At 62.6% G+C, this 20574-nt stretch carries 17 protein-coding genes; 11 read left to right on the plus strand and 6 right to left on the minus strand.

The annotated features are described in order from the left end of the window. Positions 1 to 14: 14 nt before the first annotated feature. From HW090_RS11535 to HW090_RS11545, 3 genes are all read left to right on the plus strand, one after another. Positions 15 to 251 (plus strand): hypothetical protein, encoded by a 237-nt coding sequence (locus tag HW090_RS11535; RefSeq protein ID WP_179113670.1) that lies wholly within the window; start codon positions 15 to 17, stop codon positions 249 to 251. A 552-nt stretch (positions 252 to 803) separates the two neighbouring features. Further along, positions 804 to 1265: a hypothetical protein gene (locus HW090_RS11540; RefSeq protein WP_179113671.1), complete on the plus strand. Its 462-nt coding sequence runs from the start codon at positions 804 to 806 to the stop codon at positions 1263 to 1265. Positions 1266 to 1521: 256 nt separating this feature from the next. Beyond that, the gene (locus HW090_RS11545) at positions 1522 to 2034 is read left to right on the plus strand and encodes a hypothetical protein (RefSeq protein ID WP_179113672.1); all 513 of its coding nucleotides are present in this window, start codon (positions 1522 to 1524) and stop codon (positions 2032 to 2034) included. Between the two features lie 226 nt (positions 2035 to 2260). On the opposite strand, the gene HW090_RS11550 is transcribed toward HW090_RS11545, so the two are convergent. Beyond that, positions 2261 to 2932 carry a hypothetical protein gene (locus HW090_RS11550; RefSeq protein ID WP_179113673.1) on the minus strand — a complete coding sequence of 224 codons (672 nt, stop codon included), beginning with the start codon at positions 2930 to 2932 and terminating at the stop codon, positions 2261 to 2263. Between the two features lie 259 nt (positions 2933 to 3191). Here HW090_RS11550 and HW090_RS11555 point away from each other — a divergent pair, with 259 nt between their 5' ends. Genes HW090_RS11555 through HW090_RS11585 form a run of 7 tightly spaced genes read left to right on the plus strand, consistent with a single transcriptional unit; the run spans position 3192 to position 11596 of the window. Next, entirely contained in the window at positions 3192 to 4820 is a 1629-nt protein-coding gene (locus HW090_RS11555; RefSeq protein WP_179113674.1) for a methyl-accepting chemotaxis protein, read from the plus strand. A 3-nt stretch (positions 4821 to 4823) separates the two neighbouring features. Then, a complete protein-coding gene (locus tag HW090_RS11560; protein WP_179113675.1) occupies positions 4824 to 5336 on the plus strand; it encodes a chemotaxis protein CheW in 513 nt (170 codons plus the stop codon). Further along, positions 5333 to 6592 (plus strand): protein-glutamate O-methyltransferase CheR, encoded by a 1260-nt coding sequence (locus HW090_RS11565; RefSeq protein WP_179113676.1) that lies wholly within the window; start codon positions 5333 to 5335, stop codon positions 6590 to 6592. Before HW090_RS11560 ends, HW090_RS11565 begins: the two co-directional genes overlap by 4 nt. After that, a complete protein-coding gene (locus HW090_RS11570; RefSeq protein WP_179113677.1) occupies positions 6585 to 7262 on the plus strand; it encodes a chemotaxis protein CheW in 678 nt (225 codons plus the stop codon). The genes HW090_RS11565 and HW090_RS11570 overlap by 8 nt, the downstream gene beginning before the upstream one ends. Next, positions 7259 to 9493, plus strand: a complete 2235-nt coding sequence (locus HW090_RS11575) for a hybrid sensor histidine kinase/response regulator (RefSeq protein ID WP_179113678.1) — start codon at positions 7259 to 7261, stop codon at positions 9491 to 9493. Before HW090_RS11570 ends, HW090_RS11575 begins: the two co-directional genes overlap by 4 nt. Then, entirely contained in the window at positions 9490 to 10497 is a 1008-nt protein-coding gene (locus tag HW090_RS11580) for a chemotaxis response regulator protein-glutamate methylesterase (RefSeq protein WP_179113679.1), read from the plus strand. The genes HW090_RS11575 and HW090_RS11580 overlap by 4 nt, the downstream gene beginning before the upstream one ends. Before the next feature lie 58 nt (positions 10498 to 10555). Beyond that, complete coding sequence (locus HW090_RS11585) at positions 10556 to 11596, plus strand: PleD family two-component system response regulator (protein WP_179113680.1); 1041 nt, start codon at positions 10556 to 10558, stop codon at positions 11594 to 11596. Positions 11597 to 11766: 170 nt separating this feature from the next. On the opposite strand, the gene HW090_RS11590 is transcribed toward HW090_RS11585, so the two are convergent. From HW090_RS11590 to HW090_RS11605, 4 genes are all read right to left on the minus strand, one after another. Next, on the minus strand, positions 11767 to 12903 hold the full coding sequence (locus tag HW090_RS11590) for a glycerate kinase (protein ID WP_179113681.1): 1137 nt from the start codon (positions 12901 to 12903) through the stop codon (positions 11767 to 11769). A 55-nt stretch (positions 12904 to 12958) separates the two neighbouring features. Next, positions 12959 to 14326, minus strand: a complete 1368-nt coding sequence (locus HW090_RS11595; RefSeq protein WP_179113682.1) for a GntP family permease — start codon at positions 14324 to 14326, stop codon at positions 12959 to 12961. 241 nt (positions 14327 to 14567) lie between these two features. Next, positions 14568 to 15689 (minus strand): sugar diacid recognition domain-containing protein, encoded by a 1122-nt coding sequence (locus HW090_RS11600; RefSeq protein WP_179113683.1) that lies wholly within the window; start codon positions 15687 to 15689, stop codon positions 14568 to 14570. A gap of 24 nt (positions 15690 to 15713) precedes the next feature. After that, positions 15714 to 17924 carry a bifunctional diguanylate cyclase/phosphodiesterase gene (locus HW090_RS11605; protein WP_179113684.1) on the minus strand — a complete coding sequence of 737 codons (2211 nt, stop codon included), beginning with the start codon at positions 17922 to 17924 and terminating at the stop codon, positions 15714 to 15716. A 281-nt stretch (positions 17925 to 18205) separates the two neighbouring features. Between HW090_RS11605 and HW090_RS11610 the strand changes: the two genes are divergently transcribed. Beyond that, positions 18206 to 18922 (plus strand): SDR family oxidoreductase, encoded by a 717-nt coding sequence (locus HW090_RS11610; protein WP_179113685.1) that lies wholly within the window; start codon positions 18206 to 18208, stop codon positions 18920 to 18922. A gap of 35 nt (positions 18923 to 18957) precedes the next feature. Here HW090_RS11610 and gshA read toward each other — a convergent pair whose 3' ends face one another. After that, on the minus strand, positions 18958 to 20544 hold the full coding sequence (gshA, locus tag HW090_RS11615) for a glutamate--cysteine ligase (RefSeq protein WP_179113686.1): 1587 nt from the start codon (positions 20542 to 20544) through the stop codon (positions 18958 to 18960). Between the last annotated feature and the right edge of the window lie 30 nt (positions 20545 to 20574).

The following is a 20574-nucleotide window of genomic DNA, read 5'->3' on the forward strand; positions in this document are numbered from 1 at the left end:
TCTAGTGGATATTTTTGGGCGAGAGTCTCGGGGATATCGTCATTTTCTCTATTGATGTCACAGTTGCAGAGGTTTTAGGTGGCTTGAATCAATGGAAAGGTTTATTTGTTGCAGAGTCTATTGATGTTTGTGACGCTTACATTGGCGGCCAGGTAAAAGGAGCTGATGCGAAAATGCCATGGTTGGGGCCGCTGTTGGGAGGAATCTTAGTGATGCATTACCTGTTTTCGTTAAAGATTTTTCTGGAGTAGTAGATGGTTCGGTTGTTTCTGAGGCTGTATCTGGTGCTATTAATGGACGTGTAAATGATGGGCTCCGTTGGTGGATGTTTTGGGGCTTTTGTCGCTTTTTGTTGCGGATTATTTGGTTTGGTTTGGTTGATGGGGGTATGGAGAGTTTGGCTTTTGTGAAAGTATTCTAGTTGCTATTAATGAGTCTTGGCTCGGAGTGCTGATAACTGTTAAGATAATCTTGATTTTAGTTTCCTTGAAAGGGATGGGTAAGTTTCGTGATTTGAAGTGCTCCAGAGTTTTATCAAACCATGTTGGTTTGATGGTTTAAAAAATCCTGCATGAGGCTAGGCGGAAAAAGGTGATTCAGGTTGTGGGTGGAACTGTGGGGCTAAATAGATTTTTGAAAAAAGAGTGGATTTTATTATTTCATAGTCGTGTGGTCGCAGCTCTGTAGGTTGCTTGGGTAGAGTTTTTCAAAGGACATCTATTAAAGTCGGGTTGGCTGTGATTTTGCGGGTTGTTTAAAAGTAAAAAATTTTTGATGCTTAAATATAAAATCAAGAGGTTGGGATGAGCAAAATTTCCATGGTTCTTTCAGTTGCCATATTGTGTCTGTGCGGGTGCGCGGAAATGCCTGCATATTCTAATTTGGGCTCGGTGGATGTACTTGATGAGTCTAGATATACGGTCCTTGAAACGGAAAGCTATATTGAGCAAGCGCAACGTAGTTATATAAGCTTCCAAGCGAAGTTGAATATAATACGGGTTGACGGAAAGAAGGTGGGAGATATACCTTTTTCGACATATTTCTATAAGAATAACTCGCCTCAACAAGCTATGTTGCAGCCGGGGGGACACAGTGTGCAGCTGAAATACGTCTTGCCTCGCCACTTCATGTATGCTGACTTTGAGTTCGAGGGTAAGGCAGGTCAAAAAGTCATGGCGCGTACAAAATACATCGGCCTCAATCGAATTGATATATGGTTGGAAGATGCTGCTACGGGGGAGCTTGTCGGTAAGCGCATCCGTTGATGTCATGTGTTTGTGTTGCGAGTGTCTTTCGGTTGTCGTCGTGATAAGTGGGGGATTGTTGCGCCTAGTCAGGAAGATTTAGCAAGCTTCCATTTTAAGTATTAATGCTGTTTTCGTTTTATTTTATAAGCCAGTATTGGCAGCGTTGTCCTTTCTTGGGGAATGCACCTTTGCCGGGCAGTGCTTTATTGGTGCTGTGGGGTTGCTTCTGCTTTTGTTATCCTGTCACTTCTTATTCAGTCCCTTTGGAGGGGTTATGTTTTTCAGGTTGACAGTTGTTTCTTTGCTGCTGTTTCTCGTGGGCTGCGGCACCAAGCAGTTCGATCCGCCAATCTTTCCTCTGGCCGAGTCGAAGATTACAGACTTTCCAGTTTCCGGAAATGTGAGTGTGAAGAATATTCAGGAATCGCAAGAGCCGACGATCATTCACTCCTACAGCGGGATCAAGTTGCAGTCGGATTATCAAAAAATAACTCAGACAATGGTCGAGCAGGCCCGTTTAGAGCTGGAACGGCATGGTGAGATCAAGCAGGGTGGTGGTGAGAAGTCCATCAGCCTGAAAGTCACCCATTTGAACAGCAATTACATTGCTTTCTTCTGGAAGGGCACGATGACCTATACGACGCTTCTGGGAAATGGCGAGCAGTTCGACATTACCGTCAATCACTCGACCGGAGCGGGCGTTGCGCAGGACCTCAGTGGTTCGATTGCAGACGGGGTCGTTGCGCTGTTCAAGGATGAGCGGGTGCGTAAGTACCTTGCCGAGTAAGGGAAGCAGAGCGGATTCACTTCCCCGCGGAGCCGGCTGGTGGGGCAATAAGTCTGTTTGCTTCCTGCCAGGCGTTGCTCTCAGGCCTCAATGCGTCAGCCCTGGCAGGTGGGGGCTCTGGTAGCGGAGTAACCCCCGTTTACGTTTCTGTCAAATAACGGCCATCGGTGATGGCCGGTTTTCACGACCGTCTGCCATCTCAGGCATCCGTGCTTGCAGGGATGCCTCAGAACACCCCATCCCGCGTAATCGTCGGTGTGAACAGAGGGATCGGATCGCGGCTTACCGGGCCGGACTCGGTTGTGGCGGCTTCTACCGGTTCGACGAGTTTTCCGTCGAGTGCCAGTTGTATGGGCTCGGCTGCCAGCACTTCGCTCAGGATGTTCTGGCCCGAGGTGGTGAAGTTATAGACATTGTTCGACCCTTGCAGTGGGACCGATGCCAGGCGCTGGCCCTGGGCATTGAATACTTCCACGGTGACTGCGTGGGTCAGTACGACCCCCACGAAACGCTCGCTTTTCCACTCGCGTACGCGAACGCTCAACAGCCTGGCTTCTGCGGACGATGCATGTGCGACCTTGTCACTGGCGGCCTGGGCCTTTATGCCTTTGCGTTCGAAACCACCCAGCAGCGATTGTTGCAGTTCCTTGGACAGAGGCTCGCCCGAGCGCGTGTTGACGTCGTAGGGAATGTAGTAGCTGCCACGTGTCAGCCCGACGAAAGAGCCTTTCTTGTTGCCTGAGACGACATAGGGACGCTCGTCGATGACCTGGACTTCGACCACTTTGCTGAAGGTCCGTGGTACCTCCGGGTAGGCATGGGCATAGTCGACTTTCCGGCCATTGGCGCAGGCAGCCAGTGTCAGCAGGAGGGCGAAGAGGGCGAGACGTCGAAGCATTGGACGGTCCTTGTGTGAGAGGTAGAACTGGCCAGCAGTGGGTGATGAGACGCATGTGCCTTGCCAGCCTGGCGGCGGGGATTATGTGTGGCCTCTCCATGGGGCTACAACATTTTTGCATCCAGAGAATGCGCGGTACCTGGGGCTTGTCCGTCCCGACAGGGTAGTTGGGGATAAATCTCTGCCCGTACCCTGCACGGCATTGTGCCGCTATGCTGTAATCGAGCATCCAAGCCGGGCCAGTCCGAGCGTGAGAGATATGATGAACCTGACCGTACGCAACCGAATCATCGCCAGTTTCACGCTGGTCATCGCCATCCTGATACTGCTCGCGGGGGCTTCCCATCTGCGTCTGGCCAAGATTGAAGCCGAGGTGGAGGGGATGCGTAACGAGTCGGTCCCCGGTGCTTACTACGTCAGCAAGTTGCAGGCGGCCTGGGCCCAGCACATGCTCGATACACGTGCGCTGTTGCTGGCGTCGGGCGGCGAAGGCGACGCGCAGGTGCAGCAATACCGGGAGCGTTTCGTGGCCACCGAGCAGGCCATCGACGAGTTGCTGGCGAGCTATGAACGAACGACCCACGATGACCACGAGCGGACGCGTGTCGAGGCGTTCAAGCAGCAACAGCAGCGCTACCTGGCGCAGCATGGCCAATTGTTCGATGAACTGCGCGCCAGTCAGTTGCAGCAGGTCCGGCAGGCCGGCCTGGAGAAGGTGTCTCCCGAGTGGGAGAAAGGGCAGAGCCTGCTGATCGAACTGACGGAGTTCAATCGTGCACTGTCCGATACGGCGTCGGATGAGATCGCCGATGCCGTGCGCAGCCTGGAAGATGGCCTGCTGGTCGCCATTCTGCTGGCCATCGCGGTGGCGGGCGTGTGTGGCTGGTTGCTGCTGCGGGCGATCACGCACCCGGTGGATACGGTCGTCAATACGCTCAAGACGCTGGAAAGCGGCGACCTGTCCGTGCGTCTGGATATGCAGCGCCGTGACGAATTCAATGCCATCGAAGTGGGCTTCAACAGCATGGTGGCCGAGCTGAAGACATTGGTCGGGCATGCACAGCGCTCTTCCGTGCAGATGACCACATCGGTCACCGAGATCGCCGCGACCTCACGCGAGCAGCAGGCCACCGCCACCGAGACGGCCGCCACCACCACTGAAATCGGCGCGACGTCCCGGGAGATCGCCGCGACCTCGCGGGATCTGGTGCGCACCATGAGCGAGGTGTCCGACAACGCCGAGCAGACCTCCGTACTGGCCGGCACCGGGCAACTGGGGCTGGCGCGTATGGAAGAGATCATGCACCAGGTCATGGGCGCCGCCGATGTGGTCAACGGCAAGCTGTCGATCCTCAACGAGAAGGCCGGCAACATCAATCATGTGGTCACCACCATCGTCAAAGTGGCCGACCAGACCAACCTGCTGTCGCTGAATGCCGCCATCGAGGCCGAGAAAGCCGGCGAATATGGCAAGGGCTTCGCCGTGGTGGCGGTGGAGGTGCGGCGCCTGGCCGACCAGACGGCGGTGGCCACCTACGATATCGAGCAGATGGTGCGCGAGATCCAGTCGGCGGTGTCCGCCGGGGTGATGGGCATGGACAAGTTCTCCGAAGAGGTGCGGCGTGGCATCGGGGAAATGGCGCAGATGGGTGACCAGCTGACGCAGATCATCCAGCAGGTCCAGGCACTGGCGCCGCGCATCCAGATGGTCAACGAAGGCATGCAGGCACAGTCCACCGGCGCCGAGCAGATCAACCAGGCGCTGGTACAACTGGGCGAGGCGAGCAGCCAGACCGTGGATTCGTTGCGCCAGGCCGGGGCGGCAATCGACGAGTTGAACCAGGTGGCCAATAACCTGCGCGTTGGCGTCAGCCGCTTCAAGGTCTGACCTATGTCCAGCGCCGGTACTTCCACTACGTCCGTCGCGGGCGGGCTGTACTTGCTCTTCCAGCTTGGCGAGGACCGCTATGCGCTCGACGTGCATGAAGTGGTCGAGGTCTTGCCATTACGCCGCCTGAAGCAGGTGCCCGAGGCGCCGCCGTGGGTGGCGGGAGTCTTCGAGCACCGTCGCCGGGTGATCCCTGTGCTCGACATGAGCCAGCGCGTGCTCAAACGACCGGCCCATGTGCGCAACAGTACACGCCTGGTGCTGGTGCGTTTCGATGGGCGGCTGGGTGAGGCGTCTCCGGTGCTGGGGTTGATCCTCGAACACGCCACCGACACGCTGCGCCTGTCCCCGGATGCGTTCCAGGCGAGCGGTCTGGAGGGCGGGCAGGCCGCGTACCTGGGGCCGGTGCAGCCGAGCGCCCAAGGGCTGATCCAGCGTATAGAGGTGGCTTCGCTGCTTGATGATGCCCTGCGTGCGCTGCTGTTCCAGCCTGCGGAACAGGGGGCGACGAGATGATCGAGCACATCGAGCGCCTGCTCAAATCCCGTATCGGGCTGGATGCCGAGTCGGTCGGCCGCAGTGTCATCGAGCGCGCCATACGGCAGCGGATGACGGCCAATGACAAGCCTGTGATGGAGGATTACTGGACGCACCTGAGTGGTTCGCCCAAGGAACAGCAGGCCCTGGTCGAGGCGGTGGTCGTGCCCGAGACCTGGTTCTTTCGCTATCCCGAGTCCTTCCAGGCGCTGGCTCGCCTGGCTCAGGAGCGTCATGCGCAATTGCGCGGCGCGCGGGCGTTGCGCTTGATCAGCCTGCCGTGCTCCAGCGGCGAGGAACCCTATTCGATCGCCATGGCATTGCTCGACGCGGGCTTCGCCCCCGAGCATTTCCAGATCGATGCACTCGATGTCAGCGACCGGGTCATCGCACTGGCGCGGCGAGGGCTGTATGGGCGCAACTCGTTTCGCGGCGAGTCGCTGGCGTTCCGCGAGCGTTTCTTCAGCCCGCAGCCAGGTGGTTTCGCCCTGGCGGAGCGGGTCAAGGATTGTGTGCGCCTGCGCTGTGGAAATCTGCTGGATGGCAACCTGTTCGCCAACGATGCGCCCTATGACTTCATCTTTTGCCGCAATCTGTTGATCTATTTCGACCGTGCGACCCAACTGCGTGTCCTTGAGTCGCTCAAGCGCCAGTTGCAGCCGGATGGCACGCTTTTCATCGGCCCGGCCGAGGCGAGCCTGGCCAGCCAGAATGGCATGCAGGCCCTCGGTTACCCACAGACCTTCGCCTTCCGCTTCGCACCTGCCAGGCCGGCTACGGTGGCGACGGGCGTGCGCAAGGCCCGGTATACGCCCCCGGTTGTGGCGCCGCGCCCGCTTCCCGTACCCAGCCGGCCAGCACCGGTGCGGATCAGCGCCGCCGTCGTACCGCCACCGACGCCGCGCCCGGCCCAGGTGCCGGATACGAGTACCTGGCACAGCGTCGCCGAACTGGCCAATGCCGGGCGCAGCGCCGAGGCCCGGCAGCAGTGCGAGCAGCATATGCAGGCGCACGGGCCTTGCGCCGAAGGGTTCTACTGGCTGGGCCTGCTCAGCGATGTCGAGTCGCAGGACGAGCAGGCCCGCAGTTATTACAGGAAGGCGATCTACCTCGACCCGCGCCACTCGGAGGCCTTGACCCATCTGGCCGCTCACCTTGAAGCACAGGGCGATCTTGCCGGTGCTCAGCGGCTCTACAAGCGCGCCGCGCATCAGGAGGTAGGCGACCGTGACTGACTCCGTCCTTCCATTGCCGTCGGCGCAGATCAATGACTGCTGGAACCGTATCGGCGTGTTCGGCGACAAGCACTGCCCGGAGCTGGAGCGGCATATCCACTGCCGCAACTGCAAGGTCTATGGCGCAGCGGCCATCGCCCTGCTCGACCAGTACGGATGCAGCCTGGAGCGCGATGGCGACAGCTACGGCGAAGGCGATACTCATGAGGATGAAGGCGAGCAGCGTTCATTGCTGATCTTCCGCCTCGGCGACGAATGGCTGGCCATCGCCACGCGCTGCCTGGCCGAAGTGATGCCGGTCTCGCCGATCCATGTGTTGCCGCACCGTTCGAGCCAGGGCTTGCTGGGCGTGACCAATGTGCGCGGCACCCTGGTCGCGTGCCTGTCACTGGGCGCACTGCTGGGCATTGCATCGGAGACTTCGCGTTCCGAGCGGCGCATCACGCCCCGGATGCTCATTCTTGAAACCGATGACGGTCCGCTGGTCGCCCCGGTGGATGAGGTCAGTGGTATCCAGCGGATTCCGCTCGCGCAGATAACCGCGGCGAGCCATGACGATGCCCGCACCATCAGCCGTTTTACCGCGGGTGTCACGCAATGGCATACGCGGAGTATCACCGTGCTGGATGAGGCGCAGGTGATGCAGGACATGATCAGGAGCCTTGTATGACCCCGGATCAGATGCGCGATGCTTCGCTGCTGGACCTGTTCCGCATGGAGGCCGAAGCCCAGAAGCAGGTGCTGGACACCGGCCTGCTGGTGCTGGAACGCGACTCGACCAATGCCGCCGAGCTCGAAGCCTGCATGCGGGCGGCGCACTCGCTCAAGGGCGCGGCGCGGATCGTCGGGCTGGAGCTGGGCGTGCAGGTCGCACATGCGATGGAGGACTTGCTCGTCGCCGCCCAGGAAGGCCGGTTATGCCTGTCGCCCGACCATATCGATGCGCTGCTGCAAGGCTCCGACCTGCTCCTGCGGATCGGGCAGGCCCAGCCGGATGCCGACATCGGGGCACAGACCGACACGCTCACCGCCCGTTTGCAGATGCTGCAGGGGGGGGCGCCGGCGCCGCTCATGGCCGCATCCATCGCCCTGTCCGTCGAGCCGGAGCAGCCGCGAGCAGCCAGCGCCGCACCGGTCGCCGAGGTGTCGACCGAAGAGCGCTCCCGAGTCCTGAGGGTGTCGGCCGAGCGTTTCGACCACTTGATCGACCTGTCCGGCAAGTCGCTGGTGGAGTTCCAGCGCATGAAGCCCCTGGGCGATTCGCTGCTGCGCCTCAAGCGCCAGCAGGAGTCGTTGCGCCGCACCCTCGAATCCCTGCGTGAGCAGGCGCTCGGTAATGCCGATGGCGTGTTGCAGACCTTGCTGGATGAAGGCCGTAACCAGTTGCTCGAATGCCAGCACCAGTTGCAGGAGCACCAGGCGCTGTTCGACGACTTCGCCTGGCGTGGCGGCCAGCGCACGCAGCAACTGCATGACCTGGCCCTGGCCTCGCGCATGCGGCCGTTTGCCGATGTGCTGGCGGGCCAGGCGCGCATGCTGCGCGACCTCGGGCGCTCCCTGGGCAAGCAGGTGCGCCTCGACGTCGAGGGCGAGAACACCCAGGTCGACCGGGATGTCCTCGAACGCCTGGAGGCGCCGTTGACGCACCTGTTGCGCAATGCCGTTGACCACGGTATCGAATCGCCCGATGTGCGAGTCCAGAAAGGCAAGCCAGAAGAAGGGCGAGTATTGCTGCGTGCCAGGCACCAGGCGGGCATGCTGGTTCTGGAGATCGGCGACGATGGTGCCGGCGTCGACCTGGAGCGTGTTCGCCAGGCCGTGGTGGCGCGCAACTTCGCCTCGGCCGAGCAGGTCGAGCGGATGAGCGAGGAGGAGTTGCTGGCGTTCCTGTTCCTGCCGGGGTTCAGCATGAACCGGCAGGTCACCGAAGTGTCCGGGCGCGGTGTCGGGCTCGACGTGGTGCAGCACGAAGTGCGGCGGATGCGCGGCAACGTGAGGCTGCAACAGGTCCCGGGAGAGGGCAGTCGTTTCCATGTCGAACTGCCCCTGACCATGTCGGTGGTGCGCGCCCTGGTGGTCAGTATCGGCGGTGAGGCCTATGCCTTTCCGCTGGCGCAGATCGAGCGGATGCTGCGTTTGCAGCGCAGCGATATCGTGCAACTCGAAGGCCGCCAGCACTTCTGGCTGGAGGGGGAGCATGTCGGATTGCTGTCGGCCGCCCAGTTGCTGCAATGCCCGGAGACGAAAGGCGAGGACGACAGCATCCCGATCGTGTTGATTCGCGACCGGGAGCGTTTCCACGGCCTGGCGGTGGAAGCCTTCCTCGGCGAATTCACCCTGGTGCTGATGCCCCTCGACCCGCGCCTGGGCAAGATCCGGGATGTCGCGGGCGGCGCGCTCCTGCACGACGGTACGCCGGTGTTGATCCTCGACGTCGATGACGTGCTCAACTCGGTCGGCAAGCTGCTCGGCGACGGGCATCTGGAGCGAATCGACCACCTCGCGGGCGAGCGCCAGGTCGCCCGCAAGCGGGTGCTGGTCGTCGACGACTCGCTGACCGTGCGCGAACTGGAGCGCAAGCTGCTGCTCGGACGCGGCTACCAGGTGGCGGTGGCCGTCGATGGCATGGACGGCTGGAATGCCTTGCGCGCGGAGCATTTCGACCTGCTGATCACGGATATCGACATGCCGCGCATGGACGGTATCGAGCTGGTCACCCTGGTGCGGCAGGATCCGAAGCTCCGCTCGTTGCCGGTGATGGTGGTGTCCTACAAGGACCGCGAAGAAGACCGCCGGCGTGGCCTGGAGGCGGGCGCTGATTATTACCTGGCCAAGGCGAGCTTCCATGACGAGGCCTTGCTGGATGCTGTGCAGACTTTGATCGGCGGGGGGCAGGAATGAAGATCGCGATTGCCAACGACATGCCACTGGCGGTCGAAGCGCTGCGCCGGGCACTGGCCGCCGAGCCGGAGTACCAGTTGACCTGGGTGGCCGAGAACGGCGAAGAGGCCGTGCGGCGCTGCCGCGAAGACCTGCCGGACCTGCTGTTGATGGACATGCTGATGCCCGGCATGGGCGGCGTGGAGGCGACGCGGCTGATCATGCGCGATACCCCCTGCGCCATCCTGGTCGTCACTTCCGATGTCGAGCGCAACATGACCCAGGTGTTCGATGCCATGGGGCATGGCGCGCTGGACGTGGTCGCGGCGCCTTCCCTGGGGCCGCAACAGGTGCTGGATGCCGCCATCGTGCGGCGCAAGATTCACAACATCACCTGGATGATCGGGCACCGCGTGGCGCGGAATGTGACCTCGATCCCTCGGCGTCACTCTGATGGTCGCGGTAAACGGCTGGTGGCCATCGGTGCGTCGGCGGGAGGGCCGGCTTCGTTGGTAGAACTGTTGAAGCAACTGCCGGCGAATTTTCCTGCCGCCATCGTGCTGGTGCAGCACGTCGACGAGGTCTTCGCCGCCGGCATGGCGCAATGGCTGGGCAGCGAGTCGCAGATACCCGTACGCCTGGCCCGCGAAGGCGAAACCTTGCTGCCGGGCGAGGTGTTGCTGGCCGGTACCAACAACCACCTGTACCTCTCCTCGGATGGGCGTCTGGTGTATCGCCCGGAACCGATCAACCAGGTTTACCGTCCATCTATCGATGTCTTCTTCGAAAGTGTGGCGATGCACTGGCAAGGAGAGGCCACGGGGGTTCTGCTGACGGGTATGGGGCGCGATGGCGCCCGGGGCTTGAAGCTCATGCGCGAACGCGGCTTTCACACCATCGCCCAGGACGAGGCCAGTTGTGCCGTCTATGGCATGCCCAAGGCAGCGGTGGCGCTGGGGGCGGCGGTGGAGGTTCTGCCGCTGGACCGGATCGCGACACGATTGATCGAACGCTTGAGTCAATGAGCGCTACAGACGGCATGGCTGCCGTCGGATGAACGAGATGAAGATGACGGAGAGCACTATGTCGCAGCCTACAGAGAATCCAAGCCATCCGTGCAATCTGTCCGATTGTTCGATGATGGTACTGCTGGTCGATGACCAGGCAATGATCGGTGAGGCTGTCCGACGAGCGTTGAGTGGTGCGTGCGACATCGATTTCCACTTCTGTTCGGACCCGCAGCAGGCGTTGAGCGTCGCGCAGCAGATCAAACCCACGGTGATCCTGCAGGACCTGATCATGCCCGGTGTGGATGGGCTCGATCTGCTCAAGCAATACCGCGCCGCGCCGGGGCTGCATGATGTACCGATCATCGTCCTGTCGAGCAAGGAGGACGCACAGGTCAAGAGTATGGCCTTTGCCCACGGGGCCAACGATTACCTGGTCAAGCTGCCGGATGTGATCGAGTTGCTGGCGCGCATCCGCTACCACTCCAACTCCTACCTTACCCTGCAGCAGCGCGACGAGGCCTACCGCGCCCTGCGCGAGAGCCAGCAGCAGTTGCTCGAAACCAATCTGGTCCTGCAACGGCTGATCAAGTCCGATGGCCTGACCGGGCTCGCCAACCGGCGCTATTTCGACGAATACCTGGAGATCGAGTGGAGCCGGGCGCTGCGCGACCAGAGCGAACTGTCGCTGCTGATGATCGACGTGGACTATTTCAAGGCCTACAACGACCAGCATGGCCATGTTGCCGGCGATGAGGTCTTGCGCCGGGTTGGCGAGGCGCTGAGCGTCAGTTGCACCCGTGCGTCCGATCTGGTGGCGCGTTACGGCGGCGAGGAGTTCGCCGTGGTCATGCCGGGCACCACCGCCGGCGGTGCGCGCCTGCAGGCCGAGAAGGTGCGCCGCACGGTGGAGGCGATGGGCATTCCCCATGAGTTGCCGACGCCCGGCTCTGCCATCAGTGTCAGCATCGGCATCGCCACTGTCAGGCCTGTCCTGAATCTGCAGCCCATGAGCCTGGTGTCTCGGGCGGACGAGGGGCTCTACCTGGCCAAACGCGGCGGGCGCAACCAGGTGGCGGTGGCGACGGATAAGGTCGAGGTTCCGCTCAGGAGTTGAACGGTATTGGCCGTTGCCGTGGGTGCTTCAGAACCTGTTCACGATCTCGCGAGCTAGAGCACTGCAAGGCAGAAACAGGCGAGGACGCGGAGTTTACGGGTTGTAAATGAGCAGTCCGAGCCTGTTTTTAACGCAGCAGGGCCGACGCGTAGCAGATCGTGAACAGGTTCTCAGACCTGCCGCGCCACCCGCCATAACCGGGCGATATCGCAGGATCGCGCCTGCAGCTCGGTTGCCGCATCGCTCATCGCCTGCTCCAGGCTGAGCGGGCCGGGCACCAGGCTGAAAGCGGCTTCGATACCGGCCTTGTAAAGTGCCTGGTAGTCATCGCCAAGGCTGCCGGACAGGGCAATGACGGGGACACCGGCCTTGCGTGCGATCCGTGCCACGCCGATGGGTGTCTTGCCATGCAGCGTCTGCGCATCCATGCGGCCTTCGCCGGTGATCACCAGATCGGCGCCGTCCACGGCATCCGCCAGCGCCGACAGTTCGGCCACCAGCTCGATCCCTGGGCGAAAGCCTGCCTTGAGGAAGGTCCGTGCGGCAAAACCCAGCCCGCCCGCGGCGCCGGCGCCAGGGAAGCTTGCATGGTTCTCGCCCAGCGTCGAGGCGACGACCTGGGCGAAGTGCCGGAGCGCATCGTCCAGCTCGGCGACCTGCTCCGGCGTCGCGCCTTTCTGTGGCCCGAAGATCGCCGAGGCGCCGCGTGCGCCGCACAGAGGATTATCGACATCCGCCGCCACTTCGATCTGCGCCGACAGCAGGCGCACGTCGAGGCCGCTCAGGTCGAGCTGATCGAGTTGGGCCAGGGCCGCTCCGCCGGGAGGCAATTCATGGCCCTGTTTATCCAGAAAGCGTATGCCGAGGGCTTTCAGCAGCCCGGTTCCGGCGTCGTTGGTGGCGCTGCCGCCGAGGCCGAGAATGATCCGGCGGGCACCGGCATCCAGCGCCTGCATGATCAGTTCGCCAGTGCCCTGGCTGCTGGCGCGGCGTACGTCGCGCTGCGCCCGAGGCACGAGGTGCAGGCCGCTGGCGGCGGCCATCTCGATGACGGCGGTGCCGTTGTCCAGCCAGCCCCAGTGAGCCGTGACCGTATCGCCCAGCGGGCCGTGGACCTGGCATTCACGGCGCTCGCCGCCCACAGCCGCCAGCACGGCATCCACCGTGCCTTCCCCGCCGTCGGCCATCGGGCGTAGCAGGCATTCGGCCTCAGGGTAGACCTGCTGCCAGCCTCGGGCGATGGCGGCGGCCACGTCGGGCGCGCTGAGGCTCTCCTTGAAGGAGTCGGGGGCGATGACGATTTTCATGACGATGACCTCTGAAACGGCGGGCCGCACGAGGCGGCCGCGCCAATGGAGCGGATTACAGCAGGACCAGGCTGAGCAGCCAGACGGTGATGATGCCGACCACGCCCTGGACCAGGGTGGCCATGGTCTGTGCGCGGTACGCCGTGGTGACCTTCATGCGGCTGAACTGGGTGACGACCCAGAAGAAACTATCGTTGGCATGGGACACGGTCATCGCCCCGGCGCCAATGGCCATGACAGTGAGTACCCGGCCCATTTCACTGTCCAGGCCCAGCTGGCCGAGCAGCGGTGCGACCAGTGCCGAGGTGGTGACCAGTGCGACGGTGGTCGAGCCCTGAGCACTCTTCAATGCTGCGGCCACAACGAATGGCATGAACAGGCCGATGCCCAGTGCCGACAGCGTGCTGCCCAGGTAGTCGCCCAGGGGGGTGGCCTTGAGGATGGCGCCGAAGGCACCGCCAGCACCCGTGATCAACAGGATCGGTGCCGCCGCAACCAGGCCTTCGGCGACATGGTTATGAAACTCCTGGCGCTTGTCGTCGCTCTTGAGCAGCGTGCAGGCAAGGGCCAGGCCTACCAGCAAGGCTGCGACCGGTTGCCCCAGGAAGTTCAGCAGAGCAAAGAGCAGCCCGTCGCCGAGCGGTTTGCTGGGAAACACGGCAATGGAGCCAAGGCAGATCAGTGCGATAGGGACGAAGATCGGTGCGAAGGCCTGGAATGCACTGGGCAGTTTTCCATAGCGGGCCTTGAGCGCTTCGAAATCAACGGCCTCGCTCAGTAGCTCGCTAGGGGCCTCATCGAGCAGGTCGCGGTCGTTCTGGCGCAGGAAACGATTGGCCCAGAACATGCCGGCCAGTGCGGTGACCGCCGATACAAGCAACCCAACCAGAATGACCAGCCCCAGGGAGCCGTCGAGCCCCAGGTTGCCGGCGGCAGCAATCGGCCCAGGTGTTGGCGGCACGAATGTGTGGGTCGCATACAGGCCGGTAGCCAGCGCCACGCTCATGGCCACGACCGAGACTTTCATGCGGGCGGCCAGTGCATTCTTCAGCGAGTTGAGGATGACGTAGCCGGAGTCGCAGAACACCGGGATCGACACCAGGTAACCGATGATCGACATGGTCAGTGTCGGGAAGCGCTGGCCCAGCAGGCGAATCACTGTTTCAGCCATGGTGATGGCCGCACCGCTACGCTCCAGGATGATGCCGATGATCGTTCCCAGGGTGATGACGATACCGATGTAACCGAGGATGCCGCCAAAGCCGGTGCTGACGATCTTGAGAATCTCGCCGGCAGGCAGTTGGTAGGCGAAACCGGCGATGATCGCCGCTGCGAGCAGGGAGAGAAAGGGGTGCAGCTTCAACCGGGTGGTGGACAGCACGATGAATACGATCAACGCCACCAGTATCAAGACAAGGCCCATGGCCAGACTCCTCTTTATTGTATGGCCGGACATCATGTCCGGTTGTGAATGCTGAAAGGCGAGGCATTGTGGCTCAACACGGCCTGCCTGAACCTTGTGCGGATGCACTTAAATATTGCGTTTCGTCGGATTATGTTTGTTCTTTTGCACAACTCCGTGGGGTGGGTATTTTCTCCCCTCTCCCATACATGGGAGAGGGGCCGGGGGAGAGGGTACAAAGCATTAAAATCCTGCGTTGCGTCTACGAGAGCGGTGGGCCGTCACTGCCCAGCAGTCCCAGGCCAAGCGAGAGTTGCAGGCGCTGGTCCATGCGGCTGAGGTCGAGGCCGCTGAGTTCGCCGATACGCTCCAGGCGATAGCGCAGCGTGTTGCGGTGGATGCCGAGCGCGTGGGCGCAGGCCTGGATCTGCCCGTCATGGGCACACCAGGCGTCGAGGGTTTCCCGCAGATTGCCCTGGGTGTCCTGGGCCAGTACCCGCTGCAGGGGCGCCAGCCAGCCACGCAGCAACCAGCTGTGGCGCTGGGCATGCAGCAGCGTTGGCAGGCGCAGCTCGTGCAAGGGCAGCAGGCGGCGCTCGGGGAAGCGTGCCTGGCCATAGGCTTGCAGGTCGCGCAGCACCAGGCTGGCCTGGCGCAGTTCGTCCAGGCTGTTCAGGGGGTCGCTCAAGGCCAGCGAGCGCACGCCCCATTCGCGTTCGTCCGCCAGCGCCAGCCAGGCCTGGTCGTCGCGGCTGGCGCTGTAGGGCCGGCACCAGAGCACTTCGTAGCGCCCCAGGGGGGCCAGCAGGTGTTCGCCCTTGCCGGCGAGTGCGTCGAGCAGGCGTGTCTGGCGCGACAGTGGGTCGCCCGAATCGGTCAGGCGCAGCAGGCATATCTGCCGTGGCCAGCCCAGGTTCAGCCCCAGGCGTTCTATTTCCGCTTGCAGGGCGGCGAGCGTCTGTTGCGGGTCGAGCAGGTGGCGAAGCCAGGTTTCCTGCTGGTGGCGTTGCCAGTGCCGTTCGGTCTGCAACACCCGGTGTTCGACCAGCATCTCGGCGGCCATGCGCACCAGTTCCGCGTAATGGCGCACCACGTCCGGTGCCCCGGTGATGCCGAGTACGCCGATCAATTGCTCCGCGTGGCGCAGCGGCAGGTTGACGCCCGGCTTGACCCCGCGCAGGCAGGCCGCCGCCTGCTCGTCGATTTCCACTACGCGCCGGTTGGCCAGCACCAGTTGCGCGCCTTCATGGCGCGTGTGCAGGCGGCTGGGGTCGCCGCTGCCGATGATCATGCCCTGGGCATCCATCACGTTGACGTTGTGCGGCAGGATGGCCATGGCGCGCTCGACGATGTGCTGCGCCAGGGTGGAGTCGAGTTCTAGCATGGAGGTCTCGGGCCGTCGTGTCGGTCAGGTGTGTGTCCCAAGCATGTCCGATGTGACGGCCGGCGGCCAGCCGAATGCTTCCAGGGGGTGGGCGTTGGGCGGGAATTTCTCCAGCACCTCGGCCAGTGGCATCGGCCTGCCGAACAGGAAGCCCTGGACCTGATCGCAGGAGGCCTCGTGCAGGATGTTCAACTGATCCTCATGCTCCACGCCCTCGGCGACGACTTCGATCCGTAAAGCGTGGGCCATGCCGATGATCGCCCGGACGATTTCCCGGCTCTGCGAGCAGGAGGCCAGGTCCTGTATGAAGCTGCGGTCTATCTTGAGCGTGTCCAGCGGCAACCGCTTGAGGTAGGCCAGGGAAGAGTAGCCGGTGCCGAAGTCATCGATGGAAACCCGCACGCCCGTGGCGCGGATACGTTTCAACTGTTCGATGGCATTGCCGATGTCGCTCAGCAGCGCGCTTTCGGTGACCTCCAGCTCCATGCGCTGCCTGAGCGCCTGGTCGCTGCCGATGACCTCTTCGATACGCTGGGGCAGGTTGCCGCTGCCCAGGTTGAGGGCGGAGCAGTTGAGCGAAACGTACAGCCCCGTGTGCCCGGCCTGGTCGAGCCGCTGCATGTCCATATGGACCTGGCGCATCACCCATTCGTCCAGCAGGTCGATGAAGCCGTTGGCTTCGGCCACCGGGATGAAGTGCTCGGGCGTCAGCAGGCCATGTTGCGCATGGTGCCAGCGGATCAGGCCTTCCAGCTTGACCAGTCGCCCGCTCTGCAGGCCGAGGATGGGCTGGTAGAACAGCTCCAGTTCCTCACCCTGTTGCAAGGCCTGGCGCAAGCCTTCCTCCAGTTGCAGGTCGATCGAGGCTTTCTGCTTCAGTTGCGGGTCGAAGAAGTGCGCGCCATTGCGCCCGCCAGCCTTGGATTGGTAGAGGGCCAGGTCGGCGTTCTTCAGGAGTTCTTCGGCGCAGGTGCCATCGTGCGGGTAGAGGCTGATGCCGACACTGGTGGTGACCACCAGGCGCCGATCGCCCAGCGCCATGGGTTCCTGCATGTGCTTGAGCAGGCGCTGGGCGAGCGCTTTGGCCGCCTCTTCCTGGTCCACCTGGGCGACGACGCAGAACTCGTCGCCGCCCAGGCGCGCGATCAGGTCGTTTTCGCGCAGGGTCGCCTGCAACCTTCCGGCGACGATCCGCAGCATCTGGTCGCCCGCGTCATGGCCGAGGCTGTCGTTGATCCGCTTGAAGTGGTCCATGTCGAGGAACATCACTGCCATGGTTTCGTGCTCGCTGCTCCTGGCCAGCAGGGCGGAGAAGGCGCGGTTGAAGCCGCGTCGATTCAACAGGTTGGTCAGCGGGTCGAAGTAGGCGGCCTGTTCGAGGGAGGACTGGGTGCGGTCGAGTTGCTCCAGCAGCCGGTTGACGCGCCGCAGGTCACGGTCTTTTTCGTCGAGTTTGCGGTTCGCCCAGGCGGTCATCAGGCTGAACAGAATGATGGCGAACGTGACACCGCCGATGACCAGGGCCAAGGCCTGGCTGTTGGTGCCATGTTGCAGGAACGGCTCGCGGCCCTCGGGGGCGACCAGGTGCAGGGCGGACATGCCGATGAAATGCATGGAGGTCACCGCCGCGCCCATCAGCAGCGCCGCCACCGCCAGAAAGCGTTTGCCCTGTGACGTTCCGCTGGAGATGAGTTCGGCCAGCAGCAGGGCCGCGAGGCTGGCCGCCACGGCGACGAAGATGGACAGGGCGAACAGGCCCGGCGAGTAATACGCGACCGCCACCGAGCGCATTGCGGCCATGCCGCTGTAGTGCATGGCCGCGATGCCCAGGCCGATGAAGAGTGCGGCCAGCAGGCGGTGCACGGGCGCATTGCCGCTGCGCCCCATCCAGTAGAGCGCCAGCAGCGCGGCGGCGAAGGCTACCAGCAGGGACAGTAGCGTCGTGGAGAGGTCGTAGCTGATCGCGACCGGTGCCCGCATCGCCAGCATGCTGATGAAGTGCATCGACCAGACGCCGCCCGCCAGGCACAGGCTGCCGACGGCCCACCAGAGTCGGCGCAAACCGGGGTGCGCCAGTTGCCGCTGATGCTCGACGATCACCAGTGTGCCGAGGCTGCCGGCCACCGCCACCAGGTAGGCCAGGACCAGCAACCAGGGGTCATGGCTGCCATGGCCCAGCATCTGCCAGCCGGAGTCCGGTATCTGTTCGAGGAATCGGATACCCAGCCATTCCATAACGACGTGCCTCCCTTTCGAGCCTGCTCCGAGCTGCCGTGCTCCGACATTGCGGTGTTGGAGTGGCCGGGCTTGTTTGCTTCCCTGACGGGTCATGTTCGAAGCAGATGCCGCCCTGGACGGCAGTGTTTCGAGCGATTCAATGAACTGGCTTGTTTTTCGACATTCCGGCATTGCATCGGTTCTGTGCGTGGCCTGTCGTTCGCGGGGAGGTGTGTCGTTGATTGCCTCGGTGTTTTTTGTTCCTATCCCGTTCTTTCCATAGGCGGTGGGCGGCAACGATGAGAATCATGGTCGTGGGGGCAAGCAAAGGCCTGGGCAAGGCACTGATCGACGGGCTGGGTGATGCGGGAGATACGCTGATAGGCGTTTCCCGGCGCCGGCCAACGGCTTGGGTGGCAAGAGAGGGTGTGCAGGTCGAGTGGATCGAGGCGGACCTTGCCTTAGAAACGTCGGTGTCCCATATCGAACAGCAGGTGGTCGAGCATGGATTGGATGTGCTGGTCTACAACCTGGGCATTTGGGAAGCGGCGGCTTTCGACCCGGCCTATGCGTTCCTCGGCGATTCGGATCGACAGGTGCGCGATATCGTCGACTGCAACATCACCGCGACCATCCTGCTGATCAAGCGCCTGCTGCCGCTGCTGTTGCAGAGCGCCGCTCCGCGCATCCTGCTGACCGGCTCGACCTCAGGCCTGCCGCAAAGCGGTCGTCCGGAGGTGACCTTCGGGGCGTCCAAGTTCGCCTTGCGCGGTATCGCCGATGCGTTGCGCGAAGGGTATCGGCAGCAGAAGCTGGGGGTGACCTGCCTCAACCTGGGCTACCTGAATACCGACGATGACTTGTCCGTTCCCCGCGCAGAGGCCGAACAGCGTGGTGGCGGCGAGTTGATTCCGCTGCATGACGTGGTGCAGGTGGCGCGCATGGCGCTGAGTCTGTCCGCGTCCAGCTTCGTCAAGGAAATCACCTTGCCGGCGATCCTTGACGAGCGCTTCTGAACGCCGGGTTCAATATGTAACGCAGGCAGTGCCGGTCAGACGCTGATACCCACCAGACTCGCCTGATAAGCCGCGACGAAGCTGTCGAAATCACCACTTTCGTCCCGCTCCAGCGCGGCCTGCTCTTCCAACGAGCGCCTGGCATCCTCATCGAATGCACGCGTCATATCTTCGGGCAGAGGCTCTGCACGGAAATGCTCGGCATGCAGGCGACTCTGGCGCAGGGAGAACGCGCGGAAGCTCTCGCCGCCGTCACGCAGGCACGCCAGTACCTGGGCCGAGGGGGTCAGTGAAGGGTCTTCCACCTTGGCCTGCTGCACCTGCAGCGCGCGTACATAGGCGTCGCCGCCCAGGCTGGCATCGAACGGGCCGGCAGCCTGACCGATGGCCTCCAGCAGTTCCCGCGCCCAGTCCTGCAAGCCAACCGATTGGCCACGGCGCTGCAGTTGAAGGCCTGGCTTGCGGCCTTCCTTGACCACGGAGAGGAAATTGGCGGCACTCGCGCCGCACTCGCCTTCTACCAGGCACGGGCTTTCCTGTAGCGCGCAGTAGAGCAGGAAGGCATCGAGGAAACGGGCTTCGTCGATGTCGATGCCCAGCGGCAGGAAGGGGTTGATATCCAGGCAGCGCACCTCGACGTACTGCACGCCACGCGCCATCAGCGCCTGGATCGGCCGCTCACCACTGTAGGTGACGCGCTTGGGGCGGATGTTCGAGTAGTACTCGTTTTCGATCTGCAACACATTGGTATTGAGCTGCTGCCAGCGCCCGTCCGCATCGTGGGTGCCCAGCGCTGCATAGGGCGGGTAAGGCGTGGACACGGCCTGGCGCAGGCTTTCGGTGTAGCTGTGCAGGGCGTCGTAGCAGGGGGTCAGGCCGGACTGCGCGTTGTTCTGGTAACCCAGGTCGCTCATCCGCAAGCTGGTCGCCCAGGGCAGGTAGAGGGTGTCCGCGTCGAGCTGTTCCAGTTGATGTTCACGCCCCCGCAGGAAGCCGGTGTCCAGTGCCGGCGATGCGCCGAACAGGTACATCAGCAGCCAGCTGTAGCGGCGGAAATTGCGGATCAGCGAAATGTAGCGGGCCGACTGATAGTCCTGCAGCGACCGGGTATCGCCTTCTGCGGCCTGCAACACCGACCACAGGCGCTCCGGCAGCGAGAAGTTGTAGTGGATACCGGCGATGCACTGCATGGTCCTGCCGTAGCGCACGGCCAGGCCGCGGCGGTAGACGTGCTTGAGCTGGCCGATGTTCGAGCTGCCGTATTCGGCAATGGGAATCCGTTCCTCCTCCGGCAGCGGGCAAGGCATCGAATGGCTCCAGAGGTATTCGTTGCCCAGGCGCGAATAGGTGAAGCGATGCACGGCGTCCAGTTCGTCCAGAGTCGCCTGGGGATCCACGGCCGTCGGCGTGATGAACTCGAGCAGCGACTCCGAATAGTCCGTGGTGATGCGTGGATGCGTCAGTGCCGAACCCAGCGCCTTGGGGTGCGGGGTCAGTGCCAGCTCGCCCTGCTGGTCGACGCGCAGGCACTCGCGCTCGATACCGTGCAGGCACTGGCCGAGAAGCGCCAGGTTGGATGGCTCGGCCAACAACGCCAGACGCCCGGGGAAAAGATCGCTCAAGTTCGAATTCCTTCACACGACAGTCGGCAC

This window comes from Pseudomonas sp. ABC1 (genome assembly GCF_013395055.1).
GTDB lineage: Bacteria > Pseudomonadota > Gammaproteobacteria > Pseudomonadales > Pseudomonadaceae > Stutzerimonas.

Excerpts from the sequence above, each read along its gene's own strand:
- HW090_RS11540 (WP_179113671.1), top strand. The coding sequence starts at position 804 with ATGAGCAAAATTTCCATGGTTCTTTCAGTTGCCATATTGTGTCTGTGC.
- HW090_RS11545 (WP_179113672.1), top strand. The coding sequence starts at position 1,522 with ATGTTTTTCAGGTTGACAGTTGTTTCTTTGCTGCTGTTTCTCGTGGGC.
- HW090_RS11550 (WP_179113673.1), bottom strand. The coding sequence starts at position 2,932 with ATGCTTCGACGTCTCGCCCTCTTCGCCCTCCTGCTGACACTGGCTGCC.
- HW090_RS11555 (WP_179113674.1), top strand. The coding sequence starts at position 3,192 with ATGATGAACCTGACCGTACGCAACCGAATCATCGCCAGTTTCACGCTG.
- HW090_RS11560 (WP_179113675.1), top strand. The coding sequence starts at position 4,824 with ATGTCCAGCGCCGGTACTTCCACTACGTCCGTCGCGGGCGGGCTGTAC.
- HW090_RS11565 (WP_179113676.1), top strand. The coding sequence starts at position 5,333 with ATGATCGAGCACATCGAGCGCCTGCTCAAATCCCGTATCGGGCTGGAT.
- HW090_RS11575 (WP_179113678.1), top strand. The coding sequence starts at position 7,259 with ATGACCCCGGATCAGATGCGCGATGCTTCGCTGCTGGACCTGTTCCGC.
- HW090_RS11580 (WP_179113679.1), top strand. The coding sequence starts at position 9,490 with ATGAAGATCGCGATTGCCAACGACATGCCACTGGCGGTCGAAGCGCTG.
- HW090_RS11585 (WP_179113680.1), top strand. The coding sequence starts at position 10,556 with ATGTCGCAGCCTACAGAGAATCCAAGCCATCCGTGCAATCTGTCCGAT.
- HW090_RS11590 (WP_179113681.1), bottom strand. The coding sequence starts at position 12,903 with ATGAAAATCGTCATCGCCCCCGACTCCTTCAAGGAGAGCCTCAGCGCG.
- HW090_RS11595 (WP_179113682.1), bottom strand. The coding sequence starts at position 14,326 with ATGGGCCTTGTCTTGATACTGGTGGCGTTGATCGTATTCATCGTGCTG.
- HW090_RS11600 (WP_179113683.1), bottom strand. The coding sequence starts at position 15,689 with ATGCTAGAACTCGACTCCACCCTGGCGCAGCACATCGTCGAGCGCGCC.
- HW090_RS11605 (WP_179113684.1), bottom strand. The coding sequence starts at position 17,924 with ATGGAATGGCTGGGTATCCGATTCCTCGAACAGATACCGGACTCCGGC.
- HW090_RS11610 (WP_179113685.1), top strand. The coding sequence starts at position 18,206 with ATGAGAATCATGGTCGTGGGGGCAAGCAAAGGCCTGGGCAAGGCACTG.